The following is a 21,053-nucleotide window of genomic DNA, read 5'->3' as shown; positions in this document are numbered from 1 at the left end:
ATCAACGCAACCCATCTGGATGAAGACCGGCGGACGGCTGGCGGTCCGGCGTGGGCACCGGGCGCCCGGGACGGCCGGAGGGGGCCGGGCCGGGCGCGGTGTCCCGAGGAGGAGGAAGGGCAGGGGGCGGGGCCTGGGCGGCCTGCCGGGCGCGGTGCCTCACGTGCCCCCGGGGGCGGCCCGGGCGCCGCGCCGCGCGCCGGAGGGCCGGGGCGGCTCTCCGGTACGCGGGCGGGCGGACAGCGCCCCCGCCGCTCCCTCGGAGCACACGCCAAGCACGCGTGCCGTGCCCACAGTTCCGCTGACCATGGGGCCCAGTCTGCGGCGGGTGGGGCTTTGGAAATCCCTAGTGTGTGCGGGTGCCGGGGCCGCAGGTTCGCAGGTCACGAGCGGCCCCGCCCCGGTCCCCGGACGGAGCCGGCCTACCAGCTGCCGGTGGCCAGGAGCTGGCTGTAGTCCCGCTCCCGGGAGGCCTGGCGCAGGTCGGACTCGACCATCATGCGCATCAGCTGCTCGAAGTCGACCTCGGGCTCCCAGCCCAGTTCACGCCGGGCGTTGCCCCAGTCGGCGCAGAGGGTCTCGACCTCGGCGGGGCGCACCAGGCCCGGGTCGACGACGACGTGCTCCTGCCAGTCGAGGCCGACGTGCTCGAAGGCGATCCGGGCGGCGTCGCGGACCTGGTGCATCGCCCCGGTCCCCACCACGTAGTCGCCGGCCTGTTCCTGCTGGAGCATCAGGTGCATGGCGCGGACGTAGTCACCCGCGAAGCCCCAGTCGCGCTCGGCGTCGAGGTTGCCGAGGTGCAGCTTGTCCATCAGGCCCAGTTTGATCTGGGAGACGGCCAGCGAGATCTTGCGGGTCACGAACTCGGCGCCACGACGCGGCGACTCGTGGTTGAACAGGATGCCGGAGACCCCGTACATCCCGTACGACTCGCGGTAGTTCTGGGTGATGTAGTGGCCGAAGGCCTTGGCCACGCCGTACGGGCTACGGGGGTGGAAGGAGGTGGTCTCCCGCTGCGGGCTCTCCGCCACCTCGCCGTACATCTCCGAGGAGGACGCCTGGTAGAAGCGGATCTGGCCGCGGGGCGAACTGCCGGAGGACTTGGTGAGGCCGGAGACGATGCGGACGGCCTCCAGCATGCGCAGCACGCCGGTGCCGTTGACCTCGGTGACCAGTTCGGGCTGTTGCCAGGACATGGGGACGAAGGAGATGGCGCCCAGGTTGTAGACCTCGTCGGGCTGGACCAGGTCGACCGCCGAGACCAGGCTGCCCTGGTCCATGAGGTCGCCGTCCACGAAGGACAGCTCCGGGATCAGCTTGGCGATCCGGTCCCTGCGGGGGTTGGCCTGACCCCGGCAGAGCCCCCAGACCTGGTACCCCTGGTCGAGGAGGTGTTCGGCCAGGTACGAACCGTCCTGTCCGGTGATTCCGGTGATGAGTGCACGCTTGGACATCTTTCCTCTTTCCACCGCCACGGTGAGGACCGGTCGGGCGGGTGTCCGCGCCGGCGGGGGCGGACTGATGGACCCCCATGCGTACTGACACGCTCCGGCGGCGGGCAGAGCCTTGCCCCCGCCGGAGCACGAGACGCACGGCTGCGCTCACGAGCCGTCCTCGTCGCGGCCATGCAAGCACGGGCAGAGCTAAGGGATTTGCGAGTCTTCCGGGCCGCGTCCTGCCTACCGGTCGGCGAAAATCACCGCATAGCGCGGCACACGCGCCGGGCTCAGCCCGCGCCGTCGGCCTGGCGGCGGGAGCGCCGGTCCTTCTCGTGGGCGAGGAGTTTCGCGTCGCCCTGGAGGCGGGCGGCGCCCTTGCGGAGGGCGGGGAGGAGCTGCATGCGGGCGTCGCCGGGGCAGTTGGTCTCGTAGGCGTCGATGTGGCCGAAGACGGCCGGCATGGTGACGGTGGTGTTCTTGGCGAAGCGGCTGTCGCTGTTCCTGGAGAGCAGGTGGGTGGTGGCGACCGGGTCGGCCTGGGTGAGGGCCAGCTTCCAGGCGATGAGTTTCTCGATGGAGCGGCGCATCGGCTCGGACACCGGGTGCCGGCCGTGAAGGTGCCGATCGCGGCGATGCCGGTCGTGCCGGTGTTCAGCCCGACGGTGTGGGCGCCGATCACGGCGCGGTCCGCGCCGCCGAGGCGGCCCTCGTAGATGGTGCCGCAGGTGTCGACGAGGAAGTTGTAGCCGCCGTCTCCCACTCCCTGTTCACGGCGTGCGCCTGGTAGACCTCGCGGACGAGGGCGGGGCTGTCCGCGCAGTCGTAGCCGTTGGGATGGCCGGTGTGGTGGATGACGACGGCGCGGACGCTGTCGGCGTAGTGGGGTTTCTGGTCCAGCAGCTCGGGGTCAGCGCCCCACTGGGCGCGCGTGACGATGGGCGGCTTCAGCGTGCCGGCCCAGACGAGGGGGCTTGGTCGGGGCCACGGGGGTCCGGGTGCCCTGGGCCGGGCCGGTACCGAACGGGGGGACGCCGGCGAGGGGCAGCGCGAGAAGGACGGCAGCGGCCACCGCTCCGGAGCCCGCTGCCACCCGACGAACGCGATACCCACGCCGGCCAGCACCTCGCACATCGCTCATGTCTTCCTCGGCCTGCGCCCCCGGGCCCCCGACCGCCTCTCCGGCTACTCCGGATGAACCGGGGACCGTGCAGGTCAGGGGGCGATGCCGACACCGTCGACGCGGCTCCACGCCCGTTCCTGGGCGGCGGTCATGGCGGGCCAGCCCAGACCGCCGGGCCGGGGGCGGACCCGGGAGGCGTACGGCGCGGGGTGGTGGCCGGGGTCGTAGAAGCACCCGGTGCCGTAGGTGGCGTCGAAGGCCGGGCAGGAGGCGGCGACCGTGTGGCGTGGGGGTGCGGCCGTGCGTGCCCAGGTGTCGAGTGCGGCGAGGGAGGTGGCGTACTCGGCGTCGCTCAGGCCGCTGTGCTCGCTCTCCTTCGTGAACGTCTGGACCAGGTTCCCGGCGCGGCCGGCTCCGTGGAGGGTGGCGCGGTAGGCGGCCTCGTGTTCCACGAAGGCCGTCGGGTCGTCGATGGCGTGGAGAGGGAGGGAGGGGAGGGAGACCTTGCCGGTGAGGTCGCTGTCCCAGGAGAGGTCGCGGCGGGCGGTGGGGTCGGGGGCGAACCGTTCGACGCCCGCGTGGAGGGCCTTGTCGTCGGGGGAGCCGGTGTAGCGGACGCCCTGGTTGCCGAAGGGGTTGCGGTCGTCGAGACCAGAGCGGGGTGCCGTCCGGGGCGGGATGACCTGCACATTCATGCCGTGCTTGCGCGAGTAGTACGGCTCGTCCGCGCGGATCCGGTCGGTGGGGATCAGGATGCCGTCGACGATGACGTGGTCGCCTTCGCCGAGGTCGGTGAGGGCTTCGTGGAGGCCAGGTACCCAAGAAGCCAGAACGTCCAGGCGTCACCAGGAGCGTCGTCGAGGACCGCCTCGGCGGCCTCCTCCCGCCTTCTGCTCGTTGGCGGGCTCGGCGAGATACACGCGGACCGTCACCTGCCCGCCCGCGGGGGCGTGCCGCAGGGCGTCGGAGAGCAGATTCCCGATCGCCTGGCGCAGCCGCATCGGGGCGACGATGAGTACGGTGGCCGGTTCCTGGGCTGAAGCCACCACCGCCAGAAGAACCTGCACCGCCTCAGCGGGCGCAGCGCGTGCGCGTCGTCGCTTCTCGGAGCGGGGCTCCTGCGGCGGGCGGGAGGAGGCCCGGTGCTGCGGGCACGCAGGCAGCGATGACCTGCGGAAGCGCGTCCTCCGCTCCCGCCTCGGGCACGGCCCTGACGCGGGGGTACCGTGTTGGCGTACCTTCAGTATGTCTAGAGCGGGAGGGCAGTCGGATGCCGCAGGGAGTCCGGGCGCGGCAACGGGAGCTGACGCGGCAGGCGCTGGTGCGGGAGAGCAGGCGGCTGTTCTCGGCTCTGGGGTACGGGGCCGTGGGGCTGTCCGAGATCGTCGCGGCGGCGGGGGTGACCAAGGGGGCGCTGTACCACCACTTCAGCAGCAAGTCGGAGCTCTTCCGGGTGGTGCTGGAGCAGGCGCAGCAGGAGGTGGCGGAGCGGATCGCCGCCACGGCCGACGCGCGGGAGTCGTCCTGGGAGCAACTGGTCGTGGGGTGCGAGGCGTTCCTCGGCGCCTCCACCGATCCGGCGATCCAGCGCATCATGCTCGTCGACGGTCCCGCGGTCCTCGGCTGGGCCGAGTGGCGGGAGATGAACGAGGCCACCTCGGGCCGGCATCTCGCGGAGGTGCTCGCCGTCCTGATCGAGGAAGGTACGATCCCCGCTCAGCCTGTCGAGCCGCTCACCCACCTGCTGTCGGGCGCGATGAACGAGGCGGCTCTGTGGCTGGCCGCCTCGTCCGACCCGGCCGACCTGGCCGACGCGACGACGGCGCTCACCCGCCTGTTGGAGGCCCTGCGCGCGCGGTGAGCGGCGCGGTCATCGGCCGCGGTGGGCGCACGGGTAGCAACCTCCCTGGCCGCGGCGGATGTTGTTGAGGGTCGGTGTCCCGATGTGGCCGCACCGGGTGCAACGACAGCTCCACGGGTCGCGGACGCGCCCGGGGAACGGTGCGAGCGGTTCCATTCCGATGGCGCGCATCTCCGCCTCGGCGGCCGCGGGCTCGACGGGTGCCCGGCCGGCGCAGGCCAGGCAGCCTCCGCCTCCGGTGCGGATCTGGAACAGCCGGGGGTGTACCACGCGGCCACAGGCGGTGTGCAGGCAGCTCCATCGCATCCGGGCGCCGGGGTACGGGTCGAGGGGCTCGAAGCCCGCCGCCCGCATGTCGGCCTCCGCGCGCGCCTGGCCCGCGGCGCGGCGCCGCTCCCCCGCGGCGGTCCTGCCGCAGTGCCGGCATCCCGAACTCGTACCGGTGCGGACCGAGGTGAAGGTGGGCGCCACCCCGTGGGCGCCCTTGAGGCAGCGGCAGTTCCAGGCCACGTTCGCCCCGGGGTAGGGCTCCATGGGTTCGAGTCCGGCCGCGCGCATCACCGCGGCCGCCGTGTCGGGATCGATTCTTGCGGGCATGGCACGTCTCCCCTGTGGCATCCGCGGTCGCCGAGCGGACCGGTGGTCAGGCAGGTGCGGCGCCATGGACCCGCACACCGCCGGGGTCCATGACAGTGAGGGCTCCAGGCGCCTGGCCGGGGGGCGGAACACGCGCCGCGCGTCGAGTCCGGCGCGGCTCAGGGCGTGCTGGAGTTCGACCTCCCCGGCTTCCGGCTCCGGGAAGACGCGTACCGCCCGCACGGGTAACCGCTGCGCCTCGGGCACGGCCGGGTGGCCGAGGTCGATCAGGCCGGGTTCGCGGGGCGGCAGGGCGGGGCGGGCCGGATCCACGTACCACGGTGTCTCGTAAGCGGCCTTGAAGCCGGACAGGCCGGCGCGGAAGGCGCGGGACTCCTCGATGCGGGATGTGCAGATCACGGGACAGAAGCTGGCCAGCATGGGCGCCGCCCTCAACTCACGTACCGACGGTATGCCTGCCGAAGTTAATGACGTACCGCCGGTATGTCAACATGGTGTCCGGGTGACGGCCGACCGGGTTCGCGACGTAACGCCCCGGGCGCTCCTCTCGTTGCCATGAAGAACCCAGCGGGCGTCGCGACAGCCGGACCCCGCACCTCCACGGAACGGTGAGCGAGATGCCCCCCTCTGCCCTGACCAGCTTCTATCCGGTGCTCTGTACGCGGAAGCTCCGTGAGTCGGCCGCGTTCTACAAGAACCTGTTCGGCTTCGAGACGGCCTTCGAGAACGAGTGGTACGTGAGCCTCAGGCGGACCGAGCCGCCCCACCAGGAACTGGCACTGGTCGACGCGGGGCACCCGTCGGTACCGGAGGGCTTCCGGCAACCCGTCCAGGGGGTGCTGCTCAACTTCGAAGTGGCCGACGTGGACGCGGAGTACACGCGGCTTGTCGAGGGCGCCGGCCTGCGTCCCCAACTGCCACTCCAAAGCGAGGACTTCGGGCAGCGGCACTTCATCGTGGCGGCACCGGACGGTGTACTGGTCGACGTCATCTCGCCGATCGAGCCGTCCGCAGAGTACGCCGACGCCTACCGGGACCCCTCCTGAGACCGCGAGCCACCCCGCCGGGGCTCCCCCTCTCCACCGCACACAGGGAAGAGGGGGCCCCGGCTCCGCTCTCAAAGGATGGCTACTCCGCGGCCTTGACCAGCGAATCGTCCCCAGTCGCGGACTCCTCACCCGCGCCGGTAGGCGGGCTCTTGATCACCATAGCCACCATGACGGCGGAGCCGAGAGCGAGCAGGGCCCCAACGGCACCGACAGCGTTCATACCGTCGGCGAAAGCAGCGCGGCCGGAGCCGACCAGCGCCGAGGCCGCCTCAGCGGGCAGGCTCTTCGCCGCGTCGAGCGCGCCGACGAGAGTGTCGCCCGCACCGGCCCGCACGCCCGGGGGAAGTTCGACACCCGCGCGGTACACGGCCGCACCGAGGCTGCCCAAGGTCGCCACACCGAGGGCCATGCCCAGCTCCGTACTGGTCTCCGAGACGGCCGAGGCCGACCCGGCCTGCTCGGGCGGGGCGGACCCGACCACGATGTCGGTCCCCAGGGCGACCAGCGGTCCGCCGCCGCCGTAGACGAAGGCGAAGCCCGTCACCACCTGGGCTATTCCCGACGTGCTGTCGGCCGTGGCCAGCATGACGTGGCCGAGGGCGGAGACCACCAGGCCCGCCGCCACCACGTGGGCGGGGCGGAACCTGCTCGCGGCGATCGGGGAGACCACGGAGGTGACGATCAGCGTGAAGGCCGCCGGCAGCAGGTACAGCCCTGCCGTCATCGGGGAGAGCCCGCCGACCAGTTGCAGGTACTGGGTCACCAGCAGGTAGGTCCCGCCCGCGACCAGCATGCTGAGCAGCAGGGTCACGAGGGCGGTGCGGAAGGTCGGGTTGCGGAAGAGGCGGAAGTCCATCAGGGGGCTGTCCAGGGTGCGCTGCCGGCGGACGAAGACCACCGCGAGGGCCGCACCGGTGAGGAGGGCCAGCAGCGGCAGCACGGCCAGACCGTCCTTGGCCAGTTCCTTGAGTCCGTAGATCACCGGCAGGATGGCGACGAGGGAGAGCAGAGCGCTGGTCAGGTCGAGGCGGCCGGCGTTCTCGTCGCGGTACTCGGGCAGCAGGACGGGGCCCGCCACCAGCAGGAGCCCCATGATGGGCACGCCGAGCAGGAAGACCGAGCCCCACCAGAAGTACTCCAGCATGGCCCCGCCGACCACCGGGCCGAGCGCGATACCGACCGAGAACATGGTGACCCAGATGGCGATGGCCATGCCGCGCTGGCGCGCGTCGGCGAACATGTTGCTGATCAGGGCCAGCGTGGAGGGCATCAGCGTGGCTCCGGCGACGCCCAGCAGGGCACGTGCCGCGATCAGCAGCGCCGGATCGTCGGCGTAGGCGGCGGCGACGGAGGCGAGGCCGAAGGCGGCGGCGCCGATGAGCAGCAGCTTGCGGCGGCCGATGCGGTCACCGAGGGTGCCCATCGTGACCAGGAATCCGGCGATCAGGAAGCCGTAGACGTCGATGATCCACAGCATCTGGGAGGCCGACGGGTTCAGCGCCTCGCTGATGTGCGGCACGGCCAGGTGCAACACGCTCACGTCGATCGACAACAGCAGCGTGGGCAGCGCCAGCACGGCCAGCCCCAGCCACTCCTTCGGCCCTGCCTTGTCGGGGATGTCGGCGATGGTGCTCAAGGTGTTTCCTTTCGGGGAGATGGCGCCGGGACGCCGCTCGGTACCGGGACCGGGCGGCCCGGCGTCGGTGGGGCAGGGTGTGCGGCCGTCGGGCCGGGGCGGTCGGCCAACAGGCGGCGGGCGATGACCGCCGCGTTGGCGTGGGCGTACAGGTAGAAGTGGCCGCCGGTGAACAGGGACCGGTGGAAGCCACCGGTCGTCTCCAGGGACCACAGGTGAAGGCGCTCGGCGACGACGACCGGATCGTCGACGGCGCCGAGGGCGAGGATCGGCACGCCGGTCCCCGTGAGGGGCCGCTGGTGGCGCTCCATGGCCTCCAGGTCGGCGCGGATGGCCCGCAGGGCGGGCTGGACCAGTTCCGGCCGGGTCATGAGCTGCGGGGCCATGCCGCCGATCTCCGTCAGGTGCTCCAGAAGCTGGGCGTCACTGCGGAGGTGGGCGAAGGGCGGCAGGCTCGGGAAGCAGGGCGGCTGGCGGGCGGAGACGGCGAGCAGGTCGGGGGCGAGGCCCTTCTGTTCCATGGCGCGGGTCAGTTCGTAGCCGAGGACGCTGCCGAAGCTGTGGCCGACCACCGTGTAGGGCAGCGGGTCGCGCTCCGCGAGTTCGCGGCTGAGTGCCTCGACGAGCGGCTCGACGGAGGTGAGGGGCGGCTCGCCCAGGCGCGCCCCGCGGCCCGGTAACTGGGCGACGAGCAGTTCCGCGTCGGGCGGCAGCACCTGCCACCAGCCGCGGAACGCGGAGGGCCAGCCTCCGGCGTGCGGGAGGGCCACCACGCGGCGCCGGGCCCGCTCGCCCGTCGCGCCCGCCCCGGCACCCGCTCTCAGCCACCAGTCATCCATCGGCCCCTCCGGCTGCCGTACCGACGGGGGTCCCCTGGCCGGCGAGGAGCGGGTGGTGGTCGCACAGGTGGGTCAGGACCCGGCTCTGGTGGGGTTGCAGGCGCTGGCCGGGCAGATGCTCCAGCGCGTGCAGGAACGGGTCGTGCGGGGCCGGCAGCCCGGCGATGGCGGCGGCGGTCGCGAGCACCAGCGTCGGCTGGTACCAGGCCGAGTAGCCGCCCTCGTGGGCGAAGACGATCCTGCCGCCCGCCAGCTCGTCCGCCAGGCGGCACAGGGTCGAGGCCAGGGCGTGGAAGGTGCGGCTGGTACACATCATCCGGCCCATCGGGTCGTGGGCACCGGCGTCGACGCCGGCCGCGACCAGGATCAGTTCGGGCCGGAACGCGCGGGCCGCGGGTTCGACGACCTGGTCGAGCGCGGCGAGGTACGCCCCGTGTCCGCTGCCGGCCGGCAGCGGCACGTTGAGGGTGCGGCCCGTGCCCTTTCCGGTGCCGGTCTCCAGAACGCGGCCGGAGGCGGCCGGGAAGAGCCCGTCCTGGTGGAGGGAGATGTACAGCACGTCCGGGTCGTCGTAGAAGACCCGCTGGAGGCCGTTGCCGTGGTGGACGTCCCAGTCCAGGACCAGCACCCGGCGCACGCCGTGGCGCTGGGCGGTGCGGGCGGCGACCGCCAGGTTGTTGTAGAGGCAGAGCGCCATGGCGCGGTCCGGTTCGGCGTGGTGCCCGGGTGGTCGCACCAGGCAGTACGCCCGGTCGAAGCGCCCCTCCACCACGGCGGTGGCGGCCTGCGCGCACGCGCCGGCGGCCAGTCGTGCGGCGTGCGCGCTGTGGTAGTTGACATGCGCGTACACGCCCGCGTCGCCGGCCCCCGCCGCGGAGGCCGCCTCGACGCGTTCGAGGTGCTCGGGCACGTGCACCCGCAGGAGGTCCTCGTCGGTGGCGGGCAGCGGGGTCACGGCCGTGAAGTGGTCCATCACACCGGAGGCACGGACCAGGCCCTCGGCGCGCCGCAGGTCGGGATCGACGGCGAACTGCCGCAGTGGCTCGACGCCGGGGCCGACGGGCAGGTATCCCGATCCGGCCCCGGGATCGTGCCAGTGGCACAGCTCGTGGCTGTACCAGGCGGCGCGGGGGGCGTTCACGGGGCGGACACTCCCAGCGAGGCGCGGCTGACCCCGGAGACCTTCTCGATGTACTGGAGGTAGTACTCCCGCTCCTCGTCGGATGTGCGCTTCGTCCGGAAGGTGGTCTCCAGGAGGTCCAGGACCTCTCCGGCCTCGCCCGTGGTGAGGCGCCGGTCGGCCGCCTCCTGCTCGACGGCGCGGATGCGGCCGGCCGGCTCCACCACGCCCTGCGTGTGCTCCTCGGGGCCTGCGCCGTTGTTGCGGGTCGAGGCGATGGTCTTCAGTACTGCGGCGAAGAACGCCGCGGCATCGATGTCGGTCATGTCCAACCCCCTGGGTTTCCTGAATCCTGTGTTCCGTGTCCTGAGGAGAGTCCGGTGTCGCTTGTTCAGGGGAGAAGGCCGCAGGCGCGACCGGCCTTCTCCAGCACGTCGACCGCCCTGTCGAGATCGGCCTCGGAGTGGTCGAGGTTGACGATGGTGCGCAGGCGGGGCAGGGTGCGCGGCACGGCCGGATAGACGATGGGCTGCACGAACAGCCCGTCGAGCTGGCAGAGCCGGGCCATGGCGCCCGCCTGCTCGGCGCTGCCGCAGATGATCGGCACCACCGGGGTCTCACTGGACAGCGTGTCGAAGCCGAGACCTCGCAGCCGCTCGCGGTAACGCGTGGTCCTGGCCCGCAGTTCGCGGACACGTTCGGGGGCGGCCTCGACCACCTCGATCGCCGCCTTGGCCGCGGCGATCTGGGCGGGGGTGGCGGCGGCCGAGAACATCCAGCCCCTCGCGTTGTTCTTCAGGGCGAAGACCAGGTCGCGGGAGCCGGCGACATAACCGCCCGCGCTGGGCACGGTCTTGGAGAGCGTGCCCATCTTGACGTCGACGCGGTCCGGGGAGAGGCCGAAGTGCTCGGTGATGCCGCGCCCGGTGTCGCCGAGGACGCCGAGGCTGTGCGCCTCGTCGACCATGAGCGGGGCGTCGTAAGCCTCGCAGAGGTCGACGACGCCCGGCAGGTCGGCGACGTCGCCGTCCATGCTGAAGACGGCGTCGGTCACCACCAGCCGGCCGGCGTCCCCGGCCTTCTTGAGGGCCCGCTCCAGGTCGGCGAGGTCGTTGTGTGCGTAGGTGATGACGTCGGCACCGGAGAGCCGGTACCCGTCGAGGATGCTGGCGTGGTTGTAGACGTCGCCGATGATGACGTCGCCGGGGCCGACGAGGGCGCCCACGGTGGCCACGTTGGCCATGTACCCGCTGGAGTAGACGATGGCGTCCTCCGCCCCGAGGAACCGGGCGAGGGCCAGTTCCAGTTCCCGGTGGAGGTGAAGGGTGCCGGCGAGCAACCGCACGCCGTGGGCGCCGGTGCCGTGACGTTCCACCGCGTCGAGGGCCCGCTGGTCGATGTAGTCGTGCCCGATCAGACCGAGGTAGCTGTACGAGGCGAAGTTGAGGAACCAGCGGCCGTCGAACTTGATGCGCGCGCCCTCGGCCTGCTCGATGACGGGCTCGTAGAAGTACTCGTCCCGGGCGACGACCAGGCGGTCCTCCTCGGAGAGCGCGTCGATACGCCGGTCGAGGAAGCTGCCGCCGGGGGCGTTGCGGAGCCGGCCGGGCAGTGTCCGGCCGGGGACGCGGGCGGCGCCGTGGTCGTCGGTCGGCCGGGGAGGGCGCGGCGCCCGCTCGGCAGGGACGGCGGGAGCGGGCCGGGCGTGTCCGGGGGCGGGGGCGCGGTAGCGGTCCCAGTCGGGAACGAAGCTGTCGGCGGGTTCGGGGGCCGGCCGGTGCTGTTCCGGGGCAGGGGGAAGCGGGGGCGCGGGGGCGGCGGGAGCCGCGGCGGGAGCGGGCGCGGGCACGGTCGCGAGGGGCTCCTGGCCGCTGCGGGGCATCGCCTCCAGGCAGGCGAGGAGGAGGCTGACGCGGCTGTGTTCGAAGAAGACCATCGGGTCGACGTCGAGGCCGCTGCTGGAGAGAGCGGCGGCGAGTTCGACCGCCATCATCGAGTCGAGGCCCAGCTCCAGCAGGTCGTCGTCCGGGGAGACCTCGGTGACGTGGAGAATCCTCCGCAGTGCGGTGGCCAGGTGGGGCCAGAGCCCGGTTTCCGGTTCGACAGCGGCGGTCATGGGTTCACCCTTCGCTTGCGCGGTGGCGGTCAGGACGTAGTGGGCGGGCGGACGGCCGAGGACGGTACGCAGCAGGGCGGCGCCGTCGTCCGCGGTGAGGGCGGGCACTCCGTGGGCGGCGGCCCGGGGGGCGACGTCCTCGCCCATGCCGACCGTCCACAGCCCCCAGCCGAGGCTGTACCAGGGCCGGCCCGCGGCGCGCTGCCGGGCCGCGAAGCCGTCCAGGTAGGCGTTGGCGGCGGCGTAGGCGCTCTGGCCGAGGTTGGCGCGCACCGCCGCGACGGAGGAGAAGAGGGCGACGAAGCCGGGCGGTTCGTGGGCGGCGGTCAGTTCGGCGAGCGCGTGCGCGCCGCCTGCCTTCGGGCCGAGCACCTCGGCGATCTGCTGCGGTCTCAGGCCGCGTGCCAGGCCGTCGCGGAGCACCCCGGCGGTGTGGAACACGCCGTCGAAGCGTGGGGCGTCGGCGAGGAGACCGGGCAGGTCGCGCACGTCGGCGGCGACGACGTCGAGGGCGCAGCGGGTGCCGAGCCGGTCGAGCCGGTGGCGTGCCTGCCCTTCGTCGGGGACGGTCCGGCCGACCAGGGTCAGGTGGGCACAGCCCTCGTCGGCGAGGAGTTCGGCGACCCGCAGGCCGATGGCGCCCATCCCGCCGGTGATCAGGAAACGGCCGCCGCTCAGTCGGGGCGGGGTCGCCGGAAGGGGCTGCTGGGGCTTTGTCGTGGGCGTGTGCCAGGTGCCGTTCCGCAGGGCGAGCTCGTCCTCCCCGTACGGGATCGCCGGGAGCGGGGCGGTGGTCCCGGGCTCCAGGTCGGCGAGGCGCACGGTGGTGCGGGGGTGCTCCACACGCAGGGTGCGGCCCAGGCCCCACAGGGCGGTCATGAAGGGGTCGGGTGCCTCGTCGCCGCTGACCTGGTGGGCGCCGGTGGTGACGATCAGCAGCCGGGGCATCGGCGGCCGGGCCGCCAGGTGCCGTATCAGGGCGAAGACTTTCTGGAGCGCCTCGGTGGCCGGCTCGGCGCCGGCCACGCCCTCGGGAGCGACGTAGACCACGTCGTGGAAGGTGTGTCCGGCGAGGGCCTCGTCGAGTCGTTGCGGCGTCAGTTGGCCGGGCGTCAGGCGGACGTCGGGCCGGGGCCCGGGGGGCGTCCGGTCGTCGGCGGCGACGAGCAGGACGGCGCCCTCGCCGTCCGGCGCCGGGCCGGCCGGGCCGCTCCGGCGCCAGCCGACCGTCTCGATGAGATGGGTCGCGTGCGAGGGCAGGGCGTCAGGGGTGGGCGGCGCGGCGGACCTCAGGGTGATGCGGTCGAGTTCGAGGAGGACTTCTCCCTGCTGATTGCAGAGGGTGGCCCTGCCGCGGACGGCCCCGTTCGCCGGTTCCTGGCCCGCCTCCCGCTCGACCAGGGCGAGCACCGTTCCCGTGATGCGGCGGCGGGCGGTGATCCGGCCGACGTACCAGGGCAGGCAGGCCCCGGCGGCTCCGGCGTCGAGCAGGCCGAGTGCCTGGAAGACGCTGTCGAGCAGCGGCGGCGGCACGAACGCCGGCGCGCAGGCGGTGTCGTCGCCGGTGCGCACCACGGCCAGTATCCGGCCTGGCCCCCGGCGCGCGGTACGTATCGCCCGGTAGGCGGGGCCGTAGGCGATGCCGCTGGCCCGCCGCCACGCGTCCAGCTCGGCGAGCGGCACTGGTTCCGCGCACCCCGCGCCCAGCCCGGCCACGTCGAGGTAGCGGGGCGGCGGCAGCGGGGCGTCCCGGTGGCGGGCGGTGGCGTACTCGGTCCCGTCGCAGCGCAGTGAGCACCGCCCGTCGTCGGTGGTGACGTCCAGTCCGGCCCCGGGCCCGGTCACCCGCAGCGGCGCCCGGAAGGCGACGTGCTCCAGCGTTTGGACCCGGTCCGGCCGGGCGGCGTCGCAGGCGCGGAGCAGCACGTCGATCTGCGCCGCGGCCGCGACGACCGGGGTGCCGCCGATCCGGTGGTCGGCGACCAGCGGATCGGCGGCGGTGAGGTGGACCCGGGCGCCGCTCATGTGCGCAGCCCGAATCTCTCGGTGGCCTTGACCAGGCCGTTGACCTGGATGTCGACGGCGTGCTCGCCGGGGTAGTACTTGCGGGTCTGTACCTCCCTGAGAGGGTGGGACTTGCGCAGGCTGCGCCGTTCCCCGGCGGCGAGTTCGAGCGTCGTCAGCTTGAACACCTTGGGGATGCTGCGGCCGTTCTTGCGTACGTGGTGGACGACGTAATCGACGGTGACGCTGTGCGGGCGGTCGTCGGTGTTGGCGAGGTCCAGGTCGATGACGACGGTGTCCCCGACGGTGACCGCCCGCGGGGTGACGGACAGCCGGCCCACCTGGACGTGCTCTCCCCCGGTCGCGCCCAGCAGTGCCAGGGCCTGCTGGTTCCCCTTCTTGACCAGGGTGCGCAGGCCGTGCTTGACGGTCCATTCGGTCTCGGGGGTGGGGCTCTCCTCCAGCCAGCGCAGGGCGGTGGCGAGGGCGGTGTGCGGATGGTCCTTGGCGATGTCGTTGAGGTTGTTGGCGACGGACTTGCGGACGTACTCCGAGGGATCGCTGCGCAGCGGTTCGAGGATCTCCAGGACGGGGGCCGGGTCCTGGACGAAGATGTCCAGGGTGCGGGCCCAGGGCAGGCGGGGGCGGATGCCCTCGCTCGCCAGGCGGCGCACGTTGCGGCTGGGGCTGAGCGCCCACTCGGCGACGCGCTTCATCGTCCGGGGGTGATGCTGCTCGATGTAGGGCCGGATCGCGTACTCGCCGGTGTGGCAGCGGGTGATCGCCTCGATGGCGTCCAGGGACAGCTCCGGGTGGTCGAGGCCGTACTCCTCGACGAACCTGGCCACCGGCATCAGGAACCAGCTGGTGTTGAACATGCCCTCGCCCTCGGCCAGTTCGTCGCCCAGGGTGCCGAGGAGGACGGGCACGGCGTCCGTGTAGTCGCCGGGCAGCCGGGTACGCAGTCCCTCGGCCAGGACCAGGACCCGGTCCTTCAGTTCCTTGCCGGGGATGCGGTGCTCCACCTCCGTGGCGTACGCCTCGACGTCGAACTCGGGGTGGAGGGCGTGGATCTTCCCGCCGATGAGGCGGGCCGCCTCGCCGTTGAAGTGTCGCTTCAGTCCGTACTCGCTAGCCATGGTGCTCGGGCCTTTTCCTGTCGTCGGATGTGCTGGTGGTGGCGTGGTCGGGGTCCCGGTCCTCGGCCGGGAGCCAGAAGCGCCGCCGGTGGAACGGATAGGTGGGGAGGGTGGTCACGCGCTGGTCCTTGCCGTCGTGGAGGGCGGCCCAGTCGAGGTCGGCGCCGGTGTGGTCGTGGTGGGCGGCGAGGGCGGCGTGGAGCCGGCCCTGGTCGGCGTGGCCGCGGCGGAGTGTGGCGATCCAGGCCGGTCCGGCTCCAGGGGCGCCGGGTTCGGTGAGCGTGGCCCTGGCGAGCGGGATCAGGTGCGGGTGCGGACCGATCTCCCACACGGTGTGCGGGCCGGTGCCGGAGAGCGTGGTGACGGCCTCGGCGAAACGGACCGGCTCGCGGACGGCCCGTGCCCAGTGGGCGGGATCGGTGGCGGTCGTGGTGGTGTGCCAGGTCCCGGTGAGGGTGCTCGCGAAGGGGAGCGTGGGCGCGGTCAGGGCGGTTCCGGCCACGGCTTTCCGGAACGGGCCGACGGCGCCGTCCATGAGAGCCGAGTGGAAGGCGTGGCTGACCGTCAGCGGCCGGACGGTGAAGGCGGCGTGGGCCCGTAACCGTTCGAGGGCTTCGGCGGGTCCGGTGACGGTCTGGAGGCGCGGCGCGTTGTAGGCGGCGATCTCGGTGCCGGGGTACGCCTCCAGGGCGTCCGCCAGGGTGCGGGCGTCCGTGTGGGCGGCGGCCATGGCGCCGGTGGCGGGGGCGGCCTGCATGAGCCGGCCGCGTTCGGCGGTGAGCCGCAGCAGGTCGGGCAGGGTGAGGACGCCGGCGGACCAGGCGGCGGTGAGTTCGCCGAGGCTGTGCCCGGCCACCGCGTCGGGCCGTACGCCGGCCGCCGCCAGGTACCGCACGAGAGCGACCTGGACGCTGACGATGCCGATCTGCGCGTACCGGGTCTGGTCCAGGAGGTGCCGGGCGTCGCCGTGGAGGAGGTCGAGCAGCGGGACGTCGGTGTGCGGGGCGAGGAGGTCGGCGCACTCGTGGAGCGCGTCGCGGAAGTGCGGTTCGGTGGCGAGCAGCCCGCGTCCCATGCCGGCGTACTGCGAGCCCTGACCGGTGAAGAGGAAAGCGGTGGTGGTGCGGTCGGTGTGCCGGACGGTCGGCGTGGTGCCGGCCGCGACGGCCGCGAGCCGTTCGGCCAGTTCGTCGCCGGTGGTGCCGTGGACGACGACCCGGTGGCGGTGCGTCGCGCGGGCGGTGTTGGCGGTACGGGTGAAGTCGCCGATCCGGTCGGCGGGGGTGCGGGCGAGCTGGTCGGCGTAGGCACCGGCCAGGCTGCGCAGGGCCTGCTCGTCGGCGGCACCGGCCTGGAGGAGGTGGCTGTCCTGGGCGAGGGGGCGACGGTCAGGAGCCCGGGGCGGTTCCTCGACGATCACATGGGCGTTGACGCCGCCCATGCCGAAGGCGCTGAGAGCGGCGCGGCGGGGGCGCTCGCCGCGCGGCCAGGGCCGGGCGCGGTCCGCGAGGTGGAACGGGGTGCCCTCGAAGCGGATGTGGTCGTTGGGCCGTGTGACGTGCAGCGTGGCGGGGATGCGTTCGCCCTCCATCGCCAGCAGGATCTTGACGAGGCCGACGAGGCCGGCCGCCGGTTCGAGGTGGCCGATGTTGGACTTCAGTGAGCCGATCGCGCAGAACTGCGAGCGGTCGGTGTGCCGACGCCAGGCCCGGGTCAGTCCGTCGACCTCGATGGGGTCGCCGAGGCGGGTGCCCGTGCCATGGGCCTCGACCAGGTCGATGGTCTCGGGCGAGACGGCGGCGTCCCTCAGGGCCGCGGCGACGACGTCCCGTTGCGCCTTGGGGCTCGGCGCGGAGTAGCGGGTCGTCCGGCCACCGTGGTTGACGGCGGCGCCCTTGACCAGGCCGCGGACCCGGTCGCCGTCCCGTTCGGCGTCGGTGTACCGCCGCAGTACCACGGCGACGGCTCCCTCGCCGGGCACGAAGCCGTCGGCCGTGTCGTCGAAGGCCCGGCACCGGTGGCGGGGCGAGAGGGCCATGAGGTCGCCCATGGAGCGGAAGTACTCGGGGCTCAGGGCAGCGTGCACGGCACCGATCACGGCGGTGTCGATGTCCCCGGACCGCAGGTGCTGGACGGCGGTGTGCAGCGCCACCAGCGAGGAGGAGCAGAGGGTGTTGACCAGGGCGCTGGGCCCGTGCCAGTCCATCAGGTAGGACAGCCGGTTGGCGATCATCGCCTCCAGGCCGAGGCCGCGCCCCTCGGGGGCGCCGTGGCGGACGCGCTCCTCGTGGTAGTGGTCGTGGCTGTAGGCGATCCACAGGCCGGTGGTGCTGTCCTCGGCGCGCCGGCCGGCACGGCCGCCGTCCTCCAGCGCCTCCCAGACCGTCTCGTAGACGATCCGCGCCTGCGGGTCGATCAGCGGGGCCTCGCGGGGCGAGATGCGGAAGGGGGCGGGGTCGAACTCGTCCACGCGGTCGAGGAACGAGGCGTGGGGTCCGGCTCCCTCGCCCTGGCCGCCGCGTTCTCGCGGCAGACCGCGGACGGTGTCCCGGCCCTCGTCGAGCAGTGCCGTGAACTCGGCGAGGCCGCGGGCCGAGGGCAGCCGGACGGCCGCGCCCACGACGGCGATGTCCCGGGTGTGGGACGCCTCGTCCGGGGTGGAGCGGGCGGGGGTGCGCCGGGGCCGGGCGGGCGGCTCGCTCGCGGAGGGCGGCCGCGGGATGGCGGCCGGCACGGCAGGAGGCGGGGGTGGGGCGGGTGCCGGCGGGGGCGCCGTGTGGGCCTCCGTCCCGCCGGCGCCGGTGGCTGCGGGCGAGTCCGCGAACGCCGGTGCCTCGGTCAGCAGGAACTCGGCGAAGCGGCGCGGGGTGGGGTACTCGAAGAACACCGTGGGGTAGAGGGTGAGGCCGTGTTCGTCGGAGAGGCGCTCGCTCAGCGAGACCAGGCCGACGGAGTCGAATCCGGCCGACAGGAACTCGGTGTCGGCGTCCTCGGCCGTGGTCCCTGTCAGGGCCAGGAACCAGGTGAGGAGCCGTGCGGCGGCGCTCGCCGGACCGGTGGTGACGGCCGGCGGGGTGACCGGCGCGGGCTGTTCCGGAGTGGGGCGCGGGGAGGGGGCGGGAGGCGGCTCCGGGGCGGAGGGGACTGCCTCCGGCGCGTCGCCGAAGGCCGCCGCAGGCACGCGCTTGGAGGCCATGTCGGTGAAGGTCAGCAGGGGCCGGCCGGTCGCGTCGGTCACGGTCTGGGTGACGCGGCACGCCTCGTCGTTCCAGAAGGCGGTGCGGGTCCGGACGTAGGCGGCCTCGTCCAGCGGGCCGTGCACCTCGACGCGGCCGACGGAGAGCGGGATGAAGGCGGCCGCGTCGCCCGCGCCGAACACCGGGTTGTCCGGGTTGATCGCGGCGATGGTGACGCTGTCGAGCAGCCCGGGGAAGAGTGCGGTGCCCGCCGGATTCAGCGGCTGCTGGCGGCCGCCCTCCACGCGGGCGAGTGTGCCGCCGTCGGGGAGGCCGGCGACCCAGGAGATGTTCCGGTAGTAGCGGCCGTGGTGGTAGCCGATCCGGCGCAGCCAGCGGTACAGGCCGGAGCCCGCGTGGATCTCCGCGCAGGACTCCAGGAGGGAGGCGACCGGTTCGCGGGACGCTTCGGCGGTACGCCCGGTGAGGTACCGGCCGGTGACGAAGGGTTCGCGGCTCTCGGCGTCCTCGACGGTGAACGTGCCGTCGCCCGCCACCCGGCAGACCACGCGCCGGGCCCCGGCGGGGATGAGGGGCCGGTGGAAGAGGACGTCGGCGACGCCGTGGAAGGGCACGCCGCGCAGGGCGGCTCCTTCGCGCAGGAACTCGAACCAGGCGACGCCCGGGAGCATCACCGTGCGGTACACGGCGTGCTGGGCGATCGGGGTTTCACCGGGGCCGAAGACCCGGGCGAAGGCATGTCCCCCGGCTTCGGCCTCCTCGGGGTGGGCCGCCGTGGGTGTCCCGGGTTCGGCGGAGCGCAGCGGCTCGGGGAGGTCCAGGGCGGGCCCGTCGGGCTGGGCAGCGGGCAGCAGCCGCTTGTGCCAGGGGCGGCCGGCCTGGAGGGCCGCCCAGTCGATGGCGTGACCGGCCGCGAAGAGTTCGGCGGTGACGGCGGCGATCACGGCGGCCACCCCTGGCGCGTCCCGGACGCCGGCCAGTCGCGCGCAGACCTCGCCGTCGTCCCGCTGCGACGCGTCCTCGGCGACGCGCGGGGGCTCGCCGTCGCGCCGGAGCACGTCGGCGAGGGCCTGCTCCAGCGGGACACGTCCCCAGGCGAAGTCGGTGACCGCCGCCCACCCGGCGGGAAGCTCGACGGCGTCCTCCGGGAGCCCGGCCGCACGCAGCGCCACGGTGAGGGCGACCGCGGTGCTGAGCCGCAGCAGCTCTCCCGAGAACGTCTCCAGCCGGCGCCCGGCCGCCGGCTCGAAGAGGCCGAGGACCTCGTCCACCGCGGGGGTGGCACCGCGCAGGGCCGCCAGCCAGGCGGGCGGCGCGGAAGCGGCCACCGGTCGGACCGGCACGGTGGTCCGGGGCGGCTCCTCGGTCCCGCCGGGCCGCAGCAGCCAGGTGCGCAGGGCCCGGGCCAGTGCGGCGGCGTCCGTGCCGCAGACCGCGAGCCGTTCGCCGTGGTGGGGCCGGGCCAGCCGGGCGGTGGCGCACACGTTGTGCAGGTCTTCGGCGGCGGTGGGAAGGAACTGGAGCCACTGGGCCGCCAGTTCGCGGAGCCCGTGAGCGGTGGTGGCCGACAGCGGCAGGACGTGGACCGTCGGGGTGACGGGGTCGGCCGGGACCTCCGCGGCCGGCACGGCCACCGCCTCGGCGACGACGTGCGCGTTGGTGCCGCCGAAGCCGAAGCCGCTCACCGCCGCCCGGCGGACCGGCACCGCAGGCCAGGGGCCCGGCTCGGCCGGCAGGTGGAAGGGGCTGTTCGCCAGGTCGAGGCGGGGGTTGGGCCGTTCGACACCGAGCGCCGGGACGAGTCCTTCGCGGAGCAGGACGAGGATCTTGGCGAGCCCGGCGAGGCCGGAGGCCGAGTGGAGGTGGCCGATGCGCCGCTTGAGGGAGCCGAGGGCGACGGAGCCGCGCGGGACCCCGGCACGGCCGAACACCTCGGTGAGGGCGCGCGCCTCGATCGGGTCGCCGATGGCGGTGCCGGTGCCGTGCGCCTCGACGTACTGGACGGTGGCGGGGTCGATCGTCTCGTAGACCTTGCCGAGGAGTTCCACCTGGGCGTCCAGGCTCGGGGTGGTGACGCCCATGGTGGCGCCGTCGTTGTTGACGGCCGCCGCGTCGATCGCGCCGAGGACCAGGTCGTGGTCGGCGAGGGCGGCGCGCAGGGGCTTCAGCACGAGGGCGACGGCGCCTTCTCCGGGTACGTAGCCGTCGGCCCTGCTGTCGAAGGTCCGGCAGAGGCCGTCCGGTGAGAGGGCGCCGTTGCGGGAGAGCAGGACGAACGTCAGGGGGTCGATGAGGAGGTCGACCCCGCCGACCACGGCCAGCTCGCAGGCTCCTGCGGTCAGACTCTGGCAGGCGAGCCAGACGGCGGTCAGGGACGAGGAGCAGGCCGTGTCGACGACGAGGCTGGGACCCGACAGGTCGAAGCGGTCCGAGAGCCAGGCCGCCATGAAGTTCTGCGATCTGCCCCACAGGGCGGCCGGGCCGGCGGCCGTCTCCGGTGCTCCTGCGAGGCCGCGTCCCTGGTCGAAGCCGTAGGCGTTCATGCGGGCGCCGACGAAGACACCGGCGTTGAGCCTGCGCCGGGCCTGGAGGTAGCCGGAGTCCTCCAGAGCCCGCGCGCCGACCTCCAGCATGGTCCGCTGTTGCGGGTCGAGGCTGCGGGCCTGGTCGGCGGTGAGACCGAACGCCGTGTGGTCGAAGGAGAACGGGTCGAGGAGGAAGGCACCCCGGTGGTGGGAGCCCTGGTGGGGGCCGTCCCCGAGGTGGAGGTCGCGGCGCCAGCGGCTGGGCGGGACCTCGTCGACCTCGACGGTGTCGCGCCGCAGCATCTCCGTCAGGTCGGCGGCTTCCTCGGCGCCGGGGAGCCGTGCCGCCAGGCCGATGACGGCGATCCGGCGGTCCTCTTCGTTCACGGCGGTCCTCCCGGTCGGGCC

The 21,053-nt window shown here is 73.6% G+C and carries 14 protein-coding genes and 2 pseudogenes; 2 read left to right on the top strand and 14 right to left on the bottom strand.

Features of this window, described 5'->3' with window-relative positions; translation table 11 throughout:
* Positions 1-422: 422 nt before the first annotated feature.
* From ACSLIC_RS26150 to ACSLIC_RS26125, 6 genes and pseudogenes are all read right to left on the bottom strand, one after another.
* Entirely contained in the window at positions 423-1,457 is a 1,035-nt protein-coding gene (locus ACSLIC_RS26150) for a GDP-mannose 4,6-dehydratase (RefSeq protein WP_436740161.1), read from the bottom strand.
* 272 nt (positions 1,458-1,729) lie between these two features.
* Positions 1,730-2,041, bottom strand: a complete 312-nt coding sequence (locus ACSLIC_RS26145; RefSeq protein WP_436740160.1) for a hypothetical protein — start codon at positions 2,039-2,041, stop codon at positions 1,730-1,732.
* Positions 2,042-2,117: 76 nt separating this feature from the next.
* Entirely contained in the window at positions 2,118-2,552 is a 435-nt protein-coding gene (locus ACSLIC_RS26140; RefSeq protein WP_436740159.1) for a hypothetical protein, read from the bottom strand.
* Positions 2,553-2,654: 102 nt separating this feature from the next.
* A pseudogene (locus tag ACSLIC_RS26135) lies at positions 2,655-3,212 on the bottom strand (hypothetical protein); the annotation flags it as partial.
* Positions 3,190-3,401, bottom strand: a pseudogene (locus ACSLIC_RS26130) (IS5/IS1182 family transposase); the annotation flags it as partial. The pseudogenes ACSLIC_RS26135 and ACSLIC_RS26130, both read right to left, overlap by 23 nt.
* A 3-nt stretch (positions 3,402-3,404) precedes the next feature.
* On the bottom strand, positions 3,405-3,608 hold the full coding sequence (locus ACSLIC_RS26125) for a hypothetical protein (protein WP_436740158.1): 204 nt from the start codon (positions 3,606-3,608) through the stop codon (positions 3,405-3,407).
* Between the two features lie 224 nt (positions 3,609-3,832).
* Between ACSLIC_RS26125 and ACSLIC_RS26120 the strand changes: the two genes are divergently transcribed.
* Positions 3,833-4,423 carry a TetR/AcrR family transcriptional regulator gene (locus ACSLIC_RS26120; RefSeq protein WP_436740157.1) on the top strand — a complete coding sequence of 197 codons (591 nt, stop codon included), beginning with the start codon at positions 3,833-3,835 and terminating at the stop codon, positions 4,421-4,423.
* A 9-nt stretch (positions 4,424-4,432) separates the two neighbouring features.
* Here the strand turns inward: ACSLIC_RS26120 and ACSLIC_RS26115 are convergent, their stop codons facing one another.
* On the bottom strand, positions 4,433-5,419 hold the full coding sequence (locus ACSLIC_RS26115; RefSeq protein ID WP_436740156.1) for a hypothetical protein: 987 nt from the start codon (positions 5,417-5,419) through the stop codon (positions 4,433-4,435).
* Positions 5,420-5,637: 218 nt separating this feature from the next.
* Here ACSLIC_RS26115 and ACSLIC_RS26110 point away from each other — a divergent pair, with 218 nt between their 5' ends.
* Positions 5,638-6,066 (top strand): VOC family protein, encoded by a 429-nt coding sequence (locus ACSLIC_RS26110; RefSeq protein ID WP_436740155.1) that lies wholly within the window; start codon positions 5,638-5,640, stop codon positions 6,064-6,066.
* Between the two features lie 82 nt (positions 6,067-6,148).
* Here the strand turns inward: ACSLIC_RS26110 and ACSLIC_RS26105 are convergent, their stop codons facing one another.
* From ACSLIC_RS26105 to ACSLIC_RS26075, 7 genes are all read right to left on the bottom strand, one after another.
* Positions 6,149-7,705, bottom strand: coding sequence for an MFS transporter (locus ACSLIC_RS26105; protein ID WP_436740154.1), 1,557 nt, complete (start codon positions 7,703-7,705; stop codon positions 6,149-6,151).
* The gene (locus ACSLIC_RS26100; protein ID WP_436740153.1) at positions 7,702-8,544 is read right to left on the bottom strand and encodes a thioesterase II family protein; all 843 of its coding nucleotides are present in this window, start codon (positions 8,542-8,544) and stop codon (positions 7,702-7,704) included. Before ACSLIC_RS26100 ends, ACSLIC_RS26105 begins: the two co-directional genes overlap by 4 nt.
* A complete protein-coding gene (locus ACSLIC_RS26095) occupies positions 8,537-9,685 on the bottom strand; it encodes a class II histone deacetylase (protein ID WP_436740152.1) in 1,149 nt (382 codons plus the stop codon). Before ACSLIC_RS26095 ends, ACSLIC_RS26100 begins: the two co-directional genes overlap by 8 nt.
* The gene (locus tag ACSLIC_RS26090) at positions 9,682-9,990 is read right to left on the bottom strand and encodes a hypothetical protein (RefSeq protein WP_436740151.1); all 309 of its coding nucleotides are present in this window, start codon (positions 9,988-9,990) and stop codon (positions 9,682-9,684) included. The genes ACSLIC_RS26095 and ACSLIC_RS26090 overlap by 4 nt, the downstream gene beginning before the upstream one ends.
* 65 nt (positions 9,991-10,055) lie before the next feature.
* Positions 10,056-13,805 carry an aminotransferase class I/II-fold pyridoxal phosphate-dependent enzyme gene (locus ACSLIC_RS26085; protein WP_436740150.1) on the bottom strand — a complete coding sequence of 1,250 codons (3,750 nt, stop codon included), beginning with the start codon at positions 13,803-13,805 and terminating at the stop codon, positions 10,056-10,058.
* Positions 13,802-14,923 carry a DNA alkylation repair protein gene (locus ACSLIC_RS26080; RefSeq protein ID WP_436740149.1) on the bottom strand — a complete coding sequence of 374 codons (1,122 nt, stop codon included), beginning with the start codon at positions 14,921-14,923 and terminating at the stop codon, positions 13,802-13,804. Before ACSLIC_RS26080 ends, ACSLIC_RS26085 begins: the two co-directional genes overlap by 4 nt.
* On the bottom strand, positions 14,916-21,032 hold the full coding sequence (locus ACSLIC_RS26075) for a beta-ketoacyl synthase N-terminal-like domain-containing protein (protein ID WP_436740148.1): 6,117 nt from the start codon (positions 21,030-21,032) through the stop codon (positions 14,916-14,918). Before ACSLIC_RS26075 ends, ACSLIC_RS26080 begins: the two co-directional genes overlap by 8 nt.
* Between the last annotated feature and the right edge of the window lie 21 nt (positions 21,033-21,053).

The sequence above is a fragment of the Streptomyces sp. BBFR102 genome, assembly GCF_051397025.1.
In the GTDB taxonomy this organism is placed as follows: Bacteria; Actinomycetota; Actinomycetes; order Streptomycetales; family Streptomycetaceae; genus Streptomyces.
This window is presented reverse-complemented; position numbering and strand designations above follow the sequence as displayed.

Excerpts from the sequence above, each read along its gene's own strand:
- ACSLIC_RS26100 (WP_436740153.1), bottom strand. The coding sequence starts at position 8,544 with ATGGATGACTGGTGGCTGAGAGCGGGTGCCGGGGCGGGCGCGACGGGC.
- ACSLIC_RS26085 (WP_436740150.1), bottom strand. The coding sequence starts at position 13,805 with ATGAGCGGCGCCCGGGTCCACCTCACCGCCGCCGATCCGCTGGTCGCC.
- ACSLIC_RS26110 (WP_436740155.1), top strand. The coding sequence starts at position 5,638 with ATGCCCCCCTCTGCCCTGACCAGCTTCTATCCGGTGCTCTGTACGCGG.
- ACSLIC_RS26090 (WP_436740151.1), bottom strand. The coding sequence starts at position 9,990 with ATGACCGACATCGATGCCGCGGCGTTCTTCGCCGCAGTACTGAAGACC.
- ACSLIC_RS26150 (WP_436740161.1), bottom strand. The coding sequence starts at position 1,457 with ATGTCCAAGCGTGCACTCATCACCGGAATCACCGGACAGGACGGTTCG.
- ACSLIC_RS26080 (WP_436740149.1), bottom strand. The coding sequence starts at position 14,923 with ATGGCTAGCGAGTACGGACTGAAGCGACACTTCAACGGCGAGGCGGCC.
- ACSLIC_RS26120 (WP_436740157.1), top strand. The coding sequence starts at position 3,833 with ATGCCGCAGGGAGTCCGGGCGCGGCAACGGGAGCTGACGCGGCAGGCG.